A 16,377-nucleotide genomic window follows, 5' to 3' on the forward strand; every position below is an offset into this window, starting at 1 on the left:
TAGAAAAAAGAAATTTGAATACCTTACAATTAATTGTATTTTTTACACTTTAAACAATAGCAATTTATCAATTTGTTGTTATTTGTGCAAAAAAATATGAAAATTACAAATAAAAAAGGCCATATTGCCATTTTCGCACTCGAGTACTATTGTAGTTGCTCAAACCGAAGAGACAAAACTTATAAGTGGATGTAATTAAAATCAAAATTTTACCATGAAAGACCTATTGATGAACCGTACCATTACAAACGAAGGCATTTGGATAGGGAGATGCCAGATACCACCTGAAAGAGCCTATAACAATATTGAAGGGCCCCATGTAATTTGGGTACATAAAGAATTGGTATATGATCTATCGTATTATTTCAAATCTACGGGAGAGCTCATCAATTCAGGCAACTACAAAGAAATATTGAATGTAAAAGATCCAAATATTACAAAAGTGGGAACTCTTGAAGAAATTTTGGAAAATTCATTTTATTATCAGAAAAATCATGCCAAGCCATTTTTCCTCTCCCCTAACGACACCCAAGCCGTAAAGGCATGCGGGGTAACTTTTATAAAAAGCTTATTGGAAAGAGTAATTGAGGAGCGGGCAAAAGGAGAACCTCAATTGGCCATACAACTAAGGGACGAGATTACCTCCATCATCGGCGAAAGCTTGAACAATATAGTACCGGGATCGCCGCAGGCCGTTAGTTTAAAAGAGGAATTAAAGAAAAGGGGGATTTGGTCCCAGTACTTGGAAGTTGGTATTGGGCCCAATGCAGAAGTGTTCACTAAAAGCCAACCTTTTTCATCGGTGGGGTTTGGTGCGGAGGTAGGGGTACTCAGCGATTCCAAATGGAACAACCCAGAACCTGAAATAGTGTTAGTGGTCACCAATTCTGGCAAAATCGTAGGGGCCACTTTAGGCAATGATGTTAATTTACGGGATTATGAGGGCAGAAGTGCCTTATTATTGGGAGAAGCAAAGGATCAAAATGGATCTTGTGCCGTTGGTCCCTTGTTCAGAATGTTCGATGACTCTTTTTCGTTGGACGATGTAAAAAGTGCCAAGGTATCCTTAACGATTACCGGTACCGATGGTTTTGAGTTAAAGGATGCAAGTGACATGGGAGAAATAAGCAGGTCACCTGAAGAATTGGTAAAACAAGTGATCAATGAAAACCATCAATATCCCGATGGGTTCATTCTGTTTTGTGGAACCATGTTCGCTCCAACGTTGGATAGAAATGAAAAAGATATGGGATTCACCCATAAACCACAGGACAGGGTGATTATTGAATCGCCTAAACTGGGAATGCTGGTGAATTGGGTCAACTCGGCAGATAAAATTCCCAATTGGAATTTCGGAATCAATGCTTTTGTGGACTACTCCTTAAAACGGTTACAAAAAAAGAACTAATGCAACGTATGTTGAAATACCCTTTACTAATCAATAAGAGAAAAAAATTAAAAAAATGATATCAGGTAAAAACTATATCGGTTCAAAAGTATCGGCGAATGGCGAAAGAACCTTCCATACCTTTGATCCAAAAAGCAACCAAAATACGGCTTGGACCTTTTATGAAGCCTCCTCTACAGAAATTGACGAAGCAGTTGATCTGGCCGAGCAGGCATTTCAGGTGTACAAACAATTTTCCGGTGTTAAAAAAGCAGGTTTTCTAAGGGCCATAGCCAAAGAAATTGAGAATTTGGGCGATGAGTTGATCAAGACCTATACGCAGGAATCCGGGCTTCCCGAAGGTCGTGCCTTGGGAGAACGAGGCCGTACCATGGGACAGCTCAATGCATTTGCCACATTGCTGGAAGAAGGTTCGTGGACCGATGCGACCATAGATACCGCAATTCCCGAACGCACACCTATACCCAAAGAAGACATACGAAAGATGTTGGTCCCGATCGGCCCTATAGTGGTTTTTGGGTCCAGTAATTTTCCTTTCGCCTTTTCCACTGCCGGCGGTGATACGGCAAGTGCCCTGGCAGCGGGGTGCCCTGTCATTGTAAAGAGCCATCCCATGCATGCGGGAACCGGCGAACTTGTTGCGTCGGCCATTATAAAGGCCGCAAAAAGAACAGGAATGCCCGATGGGGTTTTTTCAAACTTGAACAGCAGTGGGATCGAAGTCGGAGAAAGATTGGTCACCCACCCAAAAGTAAAGGGCGTAGGTTTTACGGGAAGTATCCGTGGAGGAACGGCACTTTATAATTTGGGTACACAACGGGAGGAACCCATACCCGTTTTCACAGAAATGGGGAGTGTGAACCCTGTTATTGTGCTTCCCTCTGCCTTGGAAGACAAAAAGGATCATTGGGCCTCCCAATATGCCGGCTCCATTACATTGGGGTCTGGCCAATTCTGCACCAATCCCGGCCTGTTGATCGGGCTTAAAGGAAAGGCTTTGGACAATTTTGTTTCCATATTGGGCGAACAACTGTCGCTTTTGGATCCATCGAGCATGTTGCATCCGAACATCCATGAAAACTATGAAAAGGGACGAAAGGAAATCTCCAGTCATGAAAAAGTATCCGTTGTGGCGGAATTTGATAAAGAATTGCCACCAAATTATGGCAGGCAGCAATTACTTACGGTGAGCGGAAAGGATTTTTTGGAGAACCCCGTAATGCACCAAGAGGTCTTTGGACCGTTGTCCCTGGTTGTACAATGTGCCGATGAGGAGGAGCTCACCAATATCCTTCATAGTTTGGAAGGTCAACTTACCGGAACCATATTGGGTGATGAACCGGAGATAAAAAAATATGAAAAGGTAGTAGATGCCTTAAAAAGTAAGGTGGGGCGAATAATTTTCAACAGTGTTCCCACTGGTGTCGAGGTATGTCCGTCCATGTTTCATGGTGGCCCCTTTCCGGCGACCACGGATAGTAGGTTCACTTCGGTGGGGACATCGGCCATAATTCGATGGGTTCGCCCTGTCTGTTTCCAAAATTGGCCACAATCCATGCTACCAGCCGAATTACAAAACGACAATCCGTTGGGTATCATGAGAAAAGTGAACGGTACGTTCACCTCAAATCCTATCTGACCGGAAAAAAAAGAAGGCTTAGCATACCTCAGCTCATCGAGATGGAATGAAAGGATAAACAGCTTGCTGGTTCCCTATATCAACCTTGGGAAGCAATCTGTACCTTGGGAAATAGGGCTTGTCCGGACCGGTACATTGATAGAGATCCAAATTTCGGGTGGTGCAAATTTATAAAAGGAAGAAAAAAGAAATTCTATAAGGGGAGAAAAGGGCAAATGGAATCAAACAAGCCAGATTTAAGCATGTTCATAAGCAAACAGCTCCTCCTTTACAAAAAGGCACCGATTCGATGGGCAAGTATTCCCGAAAGACCAAAACCCTTTGCTTATTTGGGGGTTTAGAGCTTCCGGCTCCACCAAAACACCATCCAAACAATGCATTAAACCTGTAAATTACTGATTTACAGGTTTTTTTTTATTTTATTTAGTTGCGTTGGATCTCAAATAATAGCGTTAAAACAAAAAAACGCCAATACCCTATAAATCTTTATCTTGTACGTGTACAATTACTATGCAACGAGAAATAACTTGAATGAAAATTTTCAAAAACTTGTGCATAACAAACTGAATTGGTGGAATATGCCCAAGAAAGTTCCGCATATAAACTAGTTGTGTGTAATTTGAAAAACGAAAAGAACAATGCCACTTTTTGCGAACTCAAAACAAAATAAAGGGAAAAGAATAGAAGATTATTATTTGGAATTGTCCGAAGATAAAAGCAATCCTGTCTGGGCTGAAATTGGAAAAAATATGCTCACGTTTATCGAAATGATAAATGAAATTTTTAAAGAAACGAAAATTTGGGGGTTGACTTCTCATTCTCGACTTGTATTGCAGACTGAAGATAGATGGGATTCTGAATGGTATGTAATCATAAATGCACTTGGACACGAATATTACTTTGAATATCTATTGACTGATGATAAAAAACCTTGGGAAAATGCAACTGTAAAAGGAGTAGTTCAGAATTTAGAAGACGCTAAAAAACACCTATTGATTTCAATGAATGAATGTGGCGGTTGGAAAAATAATACGGAATTGAAAAAATTACTCGATGAAAACGGAATTAAATAAAAAACTACACACAACACAGCATATAGCTTATGGCGGGTGAACGGCTTACAGCAAGGCTTTCGCTTCGAAACCGCCACAAGCCATATGCAAACCGTTGTGCTTAATTTTGAAAAAACGCCAGAACTATCATAAAACTGAATGACTTTTTTAAAAAACATATTCAAATCAAACAAAAGGGATGAGGGAAAAATTCCGCCTAATGAAACTGAGAAATCAAGTGAATATGGACTTGGCGAATTTGATTTAAATGATTTTCCTGAACAAGACAGGAATAAATCATTTTACTTCCAAGAATACCATAAACCTGATGGCGAGTGGATTGAAATTGATGAGCCAATTTGTAAAATTCGTATCGGAGAAATGAGTGGGTTTACCTTTAAATCGGCAAGTATTATGGCTTCCGAATCAGGAATTTTAGAACACACTTTGACAAAAGGAGATTTGATTTCAAATGGTGCTATTTTTTACAAACTTCATCAAAAAGGAGAATATAAAAACGAAAATTCAATAGAAAACTTTGAATTTAAAGAATACTTCAAAGGTTCGGACTTTAAACACTCTTTCGACAAATGGTTAATTGAAGATGGTTCGTTTGTAAAAGTTGGAGACACAATCTTTCAATTCAACGATTCTAAATATCAAAAACATATAAATCATTCGAAAAAGGCAGGTTTTATTCATCAAATCGACCCTCGAAAAGTTGTTCATTTAGACGACAACGAACTTATGTACATTATTAGAGATAATGACGAAAAAAGGGTAAACGAACGCTTCATAAACAAGCCCAATGTAATTAAAGACGAGTTTACCAATTCAACTATTATCCAGTGGGAAAAAGTAAGTTCAAGATTTCAAATAAGTGAAGGAATTAAAACAAAATCAGACAATTTCATCACAGATTTCCTTTTCAGTTTTAACTACATAGATAATAATGACCAAATTGTTTTTCACTTTGACCCAAAACAAATAAAACCAAAACAATTCGACAAAGTATTTTTCTTATTTGAAAACGGAGAACAAATTCAATTTGAACTAACTGAAAATCCAGTTTCATCAAAAAACCGTCTAAACGAGAAAATTTTAGAATACAAAGGTTTAATTACCAAAACGGAACTCGAATTATTCGCCAATTCTAACTTCAAGAAGTGGAAAATATCGTTGGTAAGTGATAAAAGAGAAATTTTGGGAGGAGAAATTGGAGGAGATGACTTTTATCCCACAAAAAACAATATTCAAATTGTAATCAAAAAATTTGCATCAGAATATATTGATTTGGTTAAAAACACAATCCCAAATTATGAACCAACTGAATTAAAACAAACTGAATCCGAAAAAGAAACAATAACGGACTTTTGCTTTGTTTATCTAATGCACGATACGAGTAACGGCTATTATAAAATTGGAATTTCAAACAATCCAAAATACAGAGAAAGAACTTTACAAAGTGAAAAGCCGACAATTGAAATGATTACCTCAAAGAAATTCCCAATCAGAAAAATTGCTGAAAGTATTGAAAAGGCTTTGCACAGTACTTATTCTGAGAAAAGATTAAGAGGAGAATGGTTTGAATTAAACGACAATGATGTCGAACATATTAAAAAAACATTAAAATAAAAAACTAAGCACAACAATGGCTATAAGTAATTGCTTGTTCTCGCCTACCCTTCGACAAACTCAGGACAGGCCTCTGAAAATACTCGCAGATTTTCAGTTTGGTGTGTACTTGCAAAGCCTGCCTGCCGGCAGGAAGGTTAAGTGCTAAACCACGCAACCACTCATAACCGAGACCGTTACCAACCATACATATCATTAGAATGACTAAAAATATTATTGCAGTACTATTTTTACTAATTGGAATTAATCAAGTAAAATCACAAGATGTCGAACAGATATCAATCGGCACAAAACATATACTCCATTCCAATATTTTGGATGAAGACAGAGAATACTGGGTGAACCTCCCTGAATCTTACAGCAAGGCAGAAGCATCCTACAAAAAGTATCCCATTCTTATCATACTTGATGGAAATGTGCATTTTAAGCCTATATCAGGCATGGTGAGCTATATGAGTTCCGATTCATACAGAAGCTGGAAAATTCCAGAGATGATTATAGTCGGTATTCAAAATATTGATCGAAGACGAGACTACACACCTGACAAAATTGTTACGGTAAGAGAGAATAATACAGGCGGAGGAGAAGCTTTTCTAAGCTTTTTGGAAGATGAACTTATTCCCGAATTGGATAAAAAGTATAGAACAGAGCCTTATCGAATTCTTTTTGGGCATTCTTTAGGTGGATTACTAGCTGCCCATGCCTACATGAAAGAAGAGACTCTTTTCAACGCATTCATTGCGGTCGACCCAAGCTTTGGCACATGGGACGAAGAAACCATGGATAAAAAATTAGATGCCGTGACCGAGCGATCATTCGAAAGATTCATCTACATAGCCACTGCAAATTGGGGCAAAAGAAATATCAGAAATCGTGACCGTCATGTTAGGTTATACGAGGCATTGAACAGTAAATGTGACGGTAAGTTTCCTGCAAAATTGGAATACTTTGAAAATGAAAACCACGGTTCTGTTCCTCCAATAGCTTTTTATAACGGAATTTCAAGCATTTTTGAAGGTTATGGAATTTCCTATCGAGATGTGGAAAGCAAAGAGCAGCTAACTCAACATTTCAAGTCTCTTTCTCAGCGACTATCTTGGAATTTTAGTCCACCGGAATCTCTTGTTAACCAAATAGGTTACACCATGTTACGGAGTAGAAACGAAAGTGAAAAATCTAAAGCCCTGGACTTCTTCACCTTAAATACAGAAAACTTTCCCAATTCATCCAATGCTTTTGATAGCTTAGGAGAAACTTATGAATCTCTGGGAGATAATAAAAAAGCAATAGAAAATTATAAAAAGTCACTTGAGCTAAATCCTAATAATGAACATGCCAAAATGAAGATAGAGCGCTTAGGCAATAACGAATAAATACGTTGCCTTACACCGTATAAAATTAATTGCTAGTTCGAGCTTGCTCGCGAAAATCATCACGGATTTTCAATTCGGTTTGTATTTTCTAACTTAGGTGCTTAATCACGCGACTAATCTTATATATCAACGTTAGTTGAAAAATTTAAAAAATGGGACGACACAAAATGACTTCTGGAATTTGTCGCCTTTGTGGCCAAAATACATTGCTGTCTTTTGAACATGTCCCACCTAGAACTACATTTAATAAAAACACTAAGTATTCGTCCATAGAATTTGAGGATTATATAAAAACAGAAAATCCCTTAAAAACTCCACCAAAAGGGAAAATAAAACAAGGAGGAATTGGATATAATTCCTTTTGTGAAAAATGCAATAGCTTTTTAGGTACGGAATACGTTCCTGCATATAAACTATGGGTAGACTGTGGTTTTCATATTCTGCAGAATAAAGAATTTGAACTACATACTTATACCATAAAAAATGTTCAACCTCAAAAAATACTAAAACAAATTGTATCAATGTTTTTGGCAATAAATGGAGAATGGTTTTTGGAATCTTATCCTGAATTGTCAAATTTCGTTGCTTCTAAAGACTCGAATGAACTGCCTGAACGTTACAAAATTTTTTGCTACTTAACACGTGCGGAAAATGTGAGATATATGCATCATGTTATTCAGGGAAACTTTCTGACCGGAAGTACTATCAAATGTTCTGAAATTGCCTTTCCTCCCTATGGCTACGTTTTAACAATGGATTCAAATATTCAAAATCCATATTTAAATAATATATCTGAATTTAAAAATCTTGATAAAACAAGAAACTTGGAAATAAGAATGTTTCAATTGCCGACATACATGCCTTTACCCTTAGATTACCGCACAAAAGAGCAAGTTGAAAAGGAAATTGAAAAAGGAATTCAAACAACTAGAACAATCAAAGAAAATAATAAAACCAACAGCTAATAAAGAACTGAGAAAAAATCAAGCTTTTTCGGGCCAATCTCGACACATAGTTTTCATCACAGGGCAGCCTCGATTTTACAGCATCAAAAATCAATCAAATACAAAATTGTAGGTCAGTGAGAATATAGGGCTGTTCATAATTGTAAGCTCGTATGATCCCAATGGGCTTCCACGAAATATATTGTCATTGGCATCGCCGCTACGTTGTGTATAATATACGTTGTACTGGTTTTTTCTGGCGTAGAGATTGTAAATGGTAAAGGTCCAATCCCCTACCCAGCGTCGGTTCAATTTCTTGCTATACTTAACCTTCCATGAAAGATCAAGGCGATGGTAGGTTTTTAAACGGACATTATTGCGTTCCAAAAATATGGGCACCTCTATATCCTCAATATCAAAATAGCCGTTGGCCGTGGAATAGGGACGTCCGGTTTGCGCCGTGAAGTTAAAGCTCAAGGTATTGTATTTGTCCCCCTCTAAATTAACGGTGCCATTAAAAACATGTGGCCTGTCAAAATCCGAGGGGTACCATTCGTTATTATTGACCCGATCCGCCAACTTCTCGCTTTCTGTTTTTAGAAAGCTTCTGGACCATGTATAATTGACCCATCCATTGATTTTTCCCCCTGGCTTTCTTAAACTGAATTCTACTCCGTAGGCTTCTCCTTTGGCCTGTACCACATCGCGTTCTATAAATTCCTCTAAAAAGAAATCGGCCCCCGGCTTATAGGTCAAATTGTTTTCACTGTTTCTATAATAGGTCTCCAAACCAAGTTCTAAACTGCTGTTCAGAAAATCCTGATATAGTCCAATGCTATAGCTGTTACTGGTCTGAGGTGCTATATTCGCATCCGAGGTTTTCCATCTAGAGGTGGGTAGCGGGGTGGTGGAATTGTAGATATTCTGTAAATACTGATTTAATCGTGCATAACTGGCTTTTACCGACGTGTTCTCTCCCAATTTCAAATTGAGGCCCAAGCGAGGTTCCAAAGCGTTGTAACTTTTCACCGTTTCTCCCTTGTCAAATTCTACAGTGCTAGTGATCCCACCCGTGTTGTCATCAAACGTGGCAGCGGTATAGGGACCTACAAATATAAAGTTGGTAAACCGTAAGCCTCCGGACAATGTTAGTGGCTCGATAGGTTTCCAATTAACATTCGTGTAGGCAGATAGTTCATAACTGGTTTCCTCGTCCAAAGACACGGAGAGAATGCCTTCGGAAGTGCCCGGGTCGAGCTTTCCAGGCTTTATTTTATAAAGATTTCCCTGTATCCCAGCATAATAACTGAGCCGTTCGTTTACTTTTTTCTCATATTCCGAGAAGATACTGGCAAAATTGATTTGAGATTCATATGCTATAACATTGTTGCTATCCCTTTCTGGAAACAATGTTTTTGGAGTATAGTTGCTGAGCAGAAAAACAGTTCTCAAACTGGATTCGTCAGTAAACGAATGCGTCCAGTTGAGTGTATTGTTGAAGGTTTTGAAATCATACTGATTGCTTTCGGCGTTCACGTTTTCAATTTGGGCAATTAGATCAAGTTGGTAAAAATCCTTACTGTAGAAATTCGTGAACGAAATTTGGTCCCTATCGGTAGGGAGATAGAGTAATTTGATGGTATGGTCATAAAACCTGGCTTTTGTTTTTTCCAAACGTTTGGAAAAGATAGGCAGCAAAAAATCGGTAAATCCTGCCCTGGTGCCCGCATATAAAAACAGTTTGTCCTTAATAATGGGTGTTTCCAAGGAAAGTCGACTGGAAACCAATCCTATACCCCCACTCAGCTTCAACTTGTTCACATAAGGATTTCTAACTTTTACGTCCAGTACCGAAGTTGTTCTACCTCCGTAACGTGCAGGAATATTGGCACGATACAGATCTATGGAAGCAATGGCCTCGGGCGTAAACACAGAGAACAAACCAAATAAATGCGTAGGGTTGAAAACAGGGGCGTAATCGTACAACAACAAGTTTTGATCCAAGGAACCACCTCGAACCGAAAGTCCATTGCTTACCTCTCCGGCATTGTTGATACCGGGCAATAGGGTCATGCTCCTTAAAACGTCGACCTCTCCCAGAACGGCGGGCATTTTTTTTAGTTCGGCAGGAGCCAATTTCACCGCTCCCATCTGCGATGTTTCCAATCGGTCACTAACGCGTTTGGCACTGAGTACAACTTCCGAAAGTTGTTGCTGCTCTTCGCTGAGTCTCAATACAAAGGTTTGGTTTTGATTCAGAAAAATTTCCCTTTCCAAAGTTTTAAAACCGATGTAGGACACTAGGGCCCTATAGGTATCTTGGGGCAATGTTATCTCAAATTCTCCATTAACATCGGTAACACCTCCACAGGAACACGGTCTTAAACTAATCTGAACATTTTCTATGGGTTTATTTGTAAAATCGTCCAGTATTTGAAAGGATAGCGTATGTTCTTGTGCCGAGGTAAGGTTTATGGCACAGGCCCATAGGATAAGGGTTACCAACAAAGCACGTCCTTTTTTCATCTGTCCCTTTATTAGTCTATCCATCCCTCAGGTTGTATTGATGTTCTGTACCTGCTTTCATTACAAGGAGCATACAAATAATGGGGGCCTGGTCCGACAGGTGGTGGCTCTGGGTTAGGTTTTATCTGATTCTCTATGGGAGACGCTTCAACCGTGGTGCGATCGATCATAATGGATCTTGTAAAGGCCGAAGATGCCGTGAACCTTCCTAAAACGTACTCATCCGGGTCTTCTGGATTATAAATGTTCCCTATAAGTGCCGCAGGCAATGGTGCATTGAACCCCCCGTTGTTATCCACCAGATCCTTGATGGCCCTGTAATACTCATAAGCCTTCGGTGTTAAAGAAAATTGTTGGATTTCAACGAGAACCTTGGTTTTTCTGGTCAATGGGACCTGGGCTATTGGCAGTGAAGAGGTAGTGGTTCCATTGGAAAAATCATCTGAAAAGATATTAATGTCGTTCCCATATTCTATTTGCCAGCAGTCAGATTCGCACCAATAAGTATAATAATCCACTCCATCATAGGGGATGCAGCTTCCGTCTCTTAACCTACCTTGCACACAGACTTCACAAATGCTTGGCTGGTCGTAGGTTTTATGGCGCCAGTAATAGTAGTTATCCTGATTTTCTGGATCATCAAAGCTTATCAAAATCTCATGGCCTGGAATATAGTCCTCATAATCTTCACTGAACTCCATTTTATCATCAAATGAAAAACCTAAATCTTTGATCGGCACTGAAGGGTTGATGGTCTCAACCTCGGAAAGGTAGATTCTCCCATTGGGTAGACTCGCTTCCAAATACCATCTTTCCCCAACCGCTCCCTTGAAGTTAAAATCCTCCGGGATATATTTATAATCCTCTTCAAACAATGCTACTCTCTCACCTGTGACTTCATTCACAAAAGAGACATTGGCTCCGCTCACAAAAATATTCCTGTAGTAAAGAGCCACATCCGATTCTGTGATATTGACATAAGAAGAACCCTCGGTGGTGCCCACAAATCCATCAATGTATATCATACCCTCCACGAACTCATATTCTGGTGTAAGTGGATTTGTACATTCCAATAAGCTTAAGAAAACTAAAAATAGAAAAGTGCGAACTCTAGGATTTGGCTGGGTTGGCATACATCGAAAATAAAATTAACTATATGATTATTAGGATGATAAAGCACAAATCTTGATTGATTACACAACCCCACCTTCCACTAATTTATTAAAGCATCGAACTTATTTAATTACTAGGGTTAACCCTATTTTTGGTGATTACGGACATTTCATTGACAAATTTCATTACTCTTAATAAAAACGCGTGTTCTGAAAATTCCTTCATTTAACCATCACCATTAAACTCCTCTGAAATATCGGAGTTACTCCTCACCGATATGTTTTTTATAAAAGGTCCATGCTTCCCTTGCTACATCCCTGCCCAGTTCCAATCCGGCAATGTTCTCGGATTGGATATGGTAGCCGCCCAAAACACGGGAAATACCCGCCATATTGGCCGTTTCCGTAAATGTGGGAAACTTTAGGGTTATGGTGTCTCCTAAATTATCGGGCTCCGTCATTGCCCCGGCAACCAGTTGGGTCTCGTAACCGAACTCATCGCTACCGGTCCAAAGCTTTAGGGCTTCGGCGCATCCCCCACTTATGGTACTGTGGCCGGAAGTATAGCTAGGAAAAGGAGGACACAAAAAAGTATCCGGGGAATAGGGCCTCCATTGTCCACCATCCATTTCAATGATACCTTTTCCTACTCCGCCCCAACCTTTTATGGTTTTGCCAGAGTAATATTCATGGACCAAAGCGAACGGCCTGGCAAAGTCGTAGTACATTTTACTGTCCCATGACGCTATGAATGCATCCATGGCAACAACTTGATTGTAGAAGAACATTTTTACATCTTGATCCAAAGTGTGATTGTCCCGTTTGGATACTTCCTGGGCAAAATTCAACCAGTGACCAGCCTGCTGGACAGATTGAGGGCCATCCCTCATGAACTCTACCAGAGCTTTTTGGTAATCCGTAAGATTTGCCTGAAGCTCCACAACTTCCTGAACCTCTTTTTCCAATTGCTCCGAACCAATTTTTGGAGGTGGCCCTGGACGAAATTGGTCTCCAGACGTAAGGGCAACCGGTTCTACCCTATCCCAAAAAGGGGTAAGGCAGGCAGGGGCGAATTTTCCTCCTTTGCCATCTGAAAAGTATTTTGGCTGCCAGCGATTCGGGTCAACATTGGTATCGGCAGAGTTTACCGGCTCGTATCCTGTGTAATTGAAATATGGTTCACCGTTAGAGCCTTCTTCTTCTCCATATTGATTGGCTCCATCCCCTTTTCTAGCCTCTATGACCGCTTTTGCCGCCAAATTTCCGATTCCTTCAGGAGTATTTGGATCCATGGATTCGTTGTTTGGATCCAGACCGAGTTCTTCCATAAATGCGCTGAAGAGTTTCTTGTCTGTATAATAATATTCGTTCAAGGCCCTATAAGCTGCATAACTAACGGCTATTTGCTTATTTTCCAGTGTACGCTCATTTTGTGGTCTTCTGTCAACACCATCCAAATAAACCGGTATCGCTTTATCGTCATAGCGACTCCAAGCATCAAAAATGGCCACGAAAGTCAATCCCAAAAACCGCGAGGTTATCGTTGGCCTTGGTTTGAACTTTTCAGTATCGTGAGCGGTTGCCAAAATGGCCATTTCGCTCCATTGATGGGCAATATTGTCTGCACCCAAAGGTTGCTCGGCTTCTGATTGTTTCATCTCCATTGCCTCTTTTTGCGCCTTATCTCCCTTACAACCAAAAAGGATAAAAGAGCAAATTACAAGGCCTAAAAGACTCAGTTTACTCGTCACTTTCATTTTTAAATAAATTTTTTAATTCTCTTTATGCCAATTAGTATTTATCCTAACAATTCTTGATATAGACACCTGCTGTCGTATATTAAAGCAACGCAAACCTTGGTTTTGTCGCTGCATGACCAGATCCTATTTTTATCTGATGCTTTCATTTTGTAGAAAAGTAATCATTCATTTTTTATGAGAATTCCTCCTCTACTTGGAATCTCAATGGAAACTTGTTTGCCTTTTTTCAATTTCATGTTATCTACACTGCCCATAAGCTTCTTATCATCCTTGTAAACCTTCAATTTTTCTCCGTCATCCAACATGGACAGTTTCAACTCAATTTTAAGGGTTTCCTGCTGCGCATTTACCCCTGCAATGTACCAATCATCACTGTGTCTCCTTGCCAGAACCACATATTTACCCGGATATCCGTCCAGAAAAACAGTTTCATCCCAAGTAGTGGGCACACTTTTCATGAAATCCAAGGCCCACTCTGGGGCATCCGTTAAGTTATTTGGGGTAAGGGCAAAAAACTGAACGGGATTTTGATAAAGTATCGATGTTGCCAGTTGAAAAACATCACTTGTCAATCGTTTTTGTCCATCCTTATTGCCTTTGTTAAAAAACTTGTTCAGTACCGTACCGCCGAACTCCATGCTGGCCACTGTGTTTCTGATAAATGGATGAAGGGTAGCGTAAAGGGCTTCTTTTTCACGCACATCTTGGGAGAAAACCAACATTTCCGAAGCCAAAACCGCTTCGCTTCCCACAAAGTTGGGAAACATGCGTTCCCATCCCCGGGGCAGGGTCGCTCCATGGAAAACTACCATTAAACCAAAATCATTGGCATCTGATAGTATATCCTCATATAATTGCATTGTGGTTTGCTTGTCACCACCAAAAAAATCGACCTTTATTCCTTTTACGCCCACTTCTTTCAACCATTCCATTTCTTTTTTCCGGGAAATGGGTGTACTCATTTTGTTGATAGGGGTCTGAAAGGCATCGTTCCAACTTCCATTGGAATTGTACCACAAAAACACGTCCACTCCCTTACCTTTTGCATAATTGATGAGCTCCTCCATGCGTTCATATCCGATTCGGCCGTCCCACCAGGCATCAATCAAAATAAATTCATATCCCAGTTCTGCAGCAAGGTCAATATATTTCACTTGATCATCGTAGTTCATGCTACCATCCTGCCAAATGATCCAGCTCCATGTACCTCGTCCATATTCATATTGCTTGGACGGCTCATATAATGGGTGCACCACATCAAAAGCAACTGTGGTCTCCACAATTGGTTCAAGGGTCTGCCCTACCGTAATGGTTCTCCAAGGGGATAGACCTGGCAACCCTATTTGGGCAGCACTGCTCCCGAACCCGTTATTTTGACGAGGATTCGGGAAATCCAATTTATAAACGCCCTTGTTCAAATTTCTTAAATGGGAAGCGGGGTACTGACCATGAACGCCAGTCTCTGAAACCAAAATCCAAAATCCATTTTCTGTGCGAAAGAGTCCTGGGAAAACATATCCTTCACGTGCCTTGTTCTCCTCCATGGGCTTTTCCACTTCATAACCGCTTTCATAACTGGGTGCAGTTCGTGCAAATCCAGTCATCGGGGTCATCATTGGGGATAAAAAACTCTTGGTTTCTTCAGGAAATCTGAAACCCGTTGCCTCGGATTTGACCACAGCGCTTAGACGTTCGTTCTGGGGATACATCTTATATCTGAAAGCAATATCATTGTTTCCTATACTGAAAATAAGGTCAAAGGCATTTAACCCATCTTTTAAAAATGAAAAAACCGCTTGATTGGCCTCATACTCAACCTTTCCCTTTTTTGTTTTGTCCATGGAATAGGTTTCGCTCACTGGGTTGACCATCAAACTATCTTTAAGAACAAGGTTTTTGGTGAAATCCCCCAAGTTGGTGTCCAACCCTAAAGGGGCGTTGACCACCACAGGCTTGTCATCGTAACTCACACTATAAAAAGGCGTGCCGTTTTCGGTACCAACCGTAACCTGGAGCATATTATCGGGCCCTTTGGCAACCAATTCCACATCCTTTCCTTCCTGCCCCAAAACCTGTAACATGCAATCGGCGTAGCGTTTTCCCAATTTGCGATATCCAGCAGCAGAAAAATGAAGTCTGTCTGGAGTTCCTTGACAACCATCGGAAGGTACCACGTATGCGTTTGGAATAACCTGCGGCAATGTATTTATGATGCTATTCATACTAGCACAGGCCCCATTTTCATCCTCGCTCAAAAGTTCTCCAGCAAGCAGAGGTGTACGGGCCGGGTCCAAATCCAAATCTTTCAAAAGATTATGGTAGACTTCCTTAACTTTTTTGGGCCATAAGGTATCTCCCGTGTTCGACTCGCCTTGATGCAGTAAAATTCCTTTAATAACACCATCTTTCTGGGCTTTTTTTCCCAATTCCACAAGTCTGCCATATGGATTGCCCCCGTATTCGTTGATCCAATTCAACATCCAGTCCGGGGCGGTCTCCACATAACTTTGATAATTATCCTTGTCATACAGTTCTATTTTACAGCCCCCGACGGCGACATTGATCACCCCGATCTTCACACCCTCTTCCGCATTTTTGGCCATGGTGCGTCCAAAATAATCGGCGGGTGACAGCCCTGCATTACAACTGGCCAAAGGTGGTGTGGCAGGATACCACTCGCCCATTTTACGATTTAAGTCGGGACAGTCCATGGGGCTCATCATTTGAAATCCAGCTACGGGAACTGTATCCATGGGTTCCGCCCTGGTCGCACCTTGCATATTGGATTGTCCAAAACATAGATAGATATGGAAATTGTCATCCTGAGCAAATGTATTACCACTTATCAATAGTATGATGGACCATACCAAAAGACCAATTGTTTTTCTCATTTTTCTTTCTTTTTATCTCTTGCAGATGGTATATAAA

General features: G+C 40.2%; 10 protein-coding genes. 6 read left to right on the forward strand and 4 right to left on the reverse strand.

Annotated features, from left to right (window positions below; translation table 11 throughout):
• The first annotated feature begins 214 nt into the window (after positions 1 to 214).
• From SD449_RS15230 to SD449_RS15255, 6 genes are all read left to right on the forward strand, one after another.
• Entirely contained in the window at positions 215 to 1,408 is a 1,194-nt protein-coding gene (locus tag SD449_RS15230) for a fumarylacetoacetate hydrolase family protein (RefSeq protein ID WP_318311747.1), read from the forward strand.
• 55 nt (positions 1,409 to 1,463) lie between these two features.
• Positions 1,464 to 3,047: an aldehyde dehydrogenase (NADP(+)) gene (locus SD449_RS15235; RefSeq protein ID WP_318311748.1), complete on the forward strand. Its 1,584-nt coding sequence runs from the start codon at positions 1,464 to 1,466 to the stop codon at positions 3,045 to 3,047.
• A 638-nt stretch (positions 3,048 to 3,685) separates the two neighbouring features.
• The gene (locus SD449_RS15240) at positions 3,686 to 4,120 is read left to right on the forward strand and encodes a hypothetical protein (protein WP_318311749.1); all 435 of its coding nucleotides are present in this window, start codon (positions 3,686 to 3,688) and stop codon (positions 4,118 to 4,120) included.
• A gap of 138 nt (positions 4,121 to 4,258) precedes the next feature.
• Positions 4,259 to 5,734: a GIY-YIG nuclease family protein gene (locus SD449_RS15245; protein ID WP_318311751.1), complete on the forward strand. Its 1,476-nt coding sequence runs from the start codon at positions 4,259 to 4,261 to the stop codon at positions 5,732 to 5,734.
• A gap of 200 nt (positions 5,735 to 5,934) precedes the next feature.
• Positions 5,935 to 7,107: an alpha/beta hydrolase-fold protein gene (locus SD449_RS15250; protein ID WP_318311753.1), complete on the forward strand. Its 1,173-nt coding sequence runs from the start codon at positions 5,935 to 5,937 to the stop codon at positions 7,105 to 7,107.
• A gap of 152 nt (positions 7,108 to 7,259) precedes the next feature.
• Entirely contained in the window at positions 7,260 to 8,072 is an 813-nt protein-coding gene (locus SD449_RS15255; protein WP_318311754.1) for a hypothetical protein, read from the forward strand.
• A 90-nt stretch (positions 8,073 to 8,162) separates the two neighbouring features.
• Here the strand turns inward: SD449_RS15255 and SD449_RS15260 are convergent, their stop codons facing one another.
• From SD449_RS15260 to SD449_RS15275, 4 genes are all read right to left on the reverse strand, one after another.
• On the reverse strand, positions 8,163 to 10,601 hold the full coding sequence (locus tag SD449_RS15260; protein ID WP_318311755.1) for a TonB-dependent receptor: 2,439 nt from the start codon (positions 10,599 to 10,601) through the stop codon (positions 8,163 to 8,165).
• Positions 10,589 to 11,710 carry a DUF4249 domain-containing protein gene (locus tag SD449_RS15265; RefSeq protein ID WP_318311756.1) on the reverse strand — a complete coding sequence of 374 codons (1,122 nt, stop codon included), beginning with the start codon at positions 11,708 to 11,710 and terminating at the stop codon, positions 10,589 to 10,591. The genes SD449_RS15260 and SD449_RS15265 overlap by 13 nt, the downstream gene beginning before the upstream one ends.
• 242 nt (positions 11,711 to 11,952) lie before the next feature.
• On the reverse strand, positions 11,953 to 13,446 hold the full coding sequence (locus tag SD449_RS15270) for a vanadium-dependent haloperoxidase (RefSeq protein WP_318311758.1): 1,494 nt from the start codon (positions 13,444 to 13,446) through the stop codon (positions 11,953 to 11,955).
• A 164-nt stretch (positions 13,447 to 13,610) separates the two neighbouring features.
• Positions 13,611 to 16,340, reverse strand: coding sequence for a glycoside hydrolase family 97 catalytic domain-containing protein (locus tag SD449_RS15275; protein ID WP_318311760.1), 2,730 nt, complete (start codon positions 16,338 to 16,340; stop codon positions 13,611 to 13,613).
• Positions 16,341 to 16,377 lie beyond the last annotated feature (37 nt).

The organism is Flagellimonas crocea (assembly GCF_033441595.1).
Taxonomy (GTDB): Bacteria; Bacteroidota; Bacteroidia; order Flavobacteriales; family Flavobacteriaceae; genus Flagellimonas; species Flagellimonas crocea.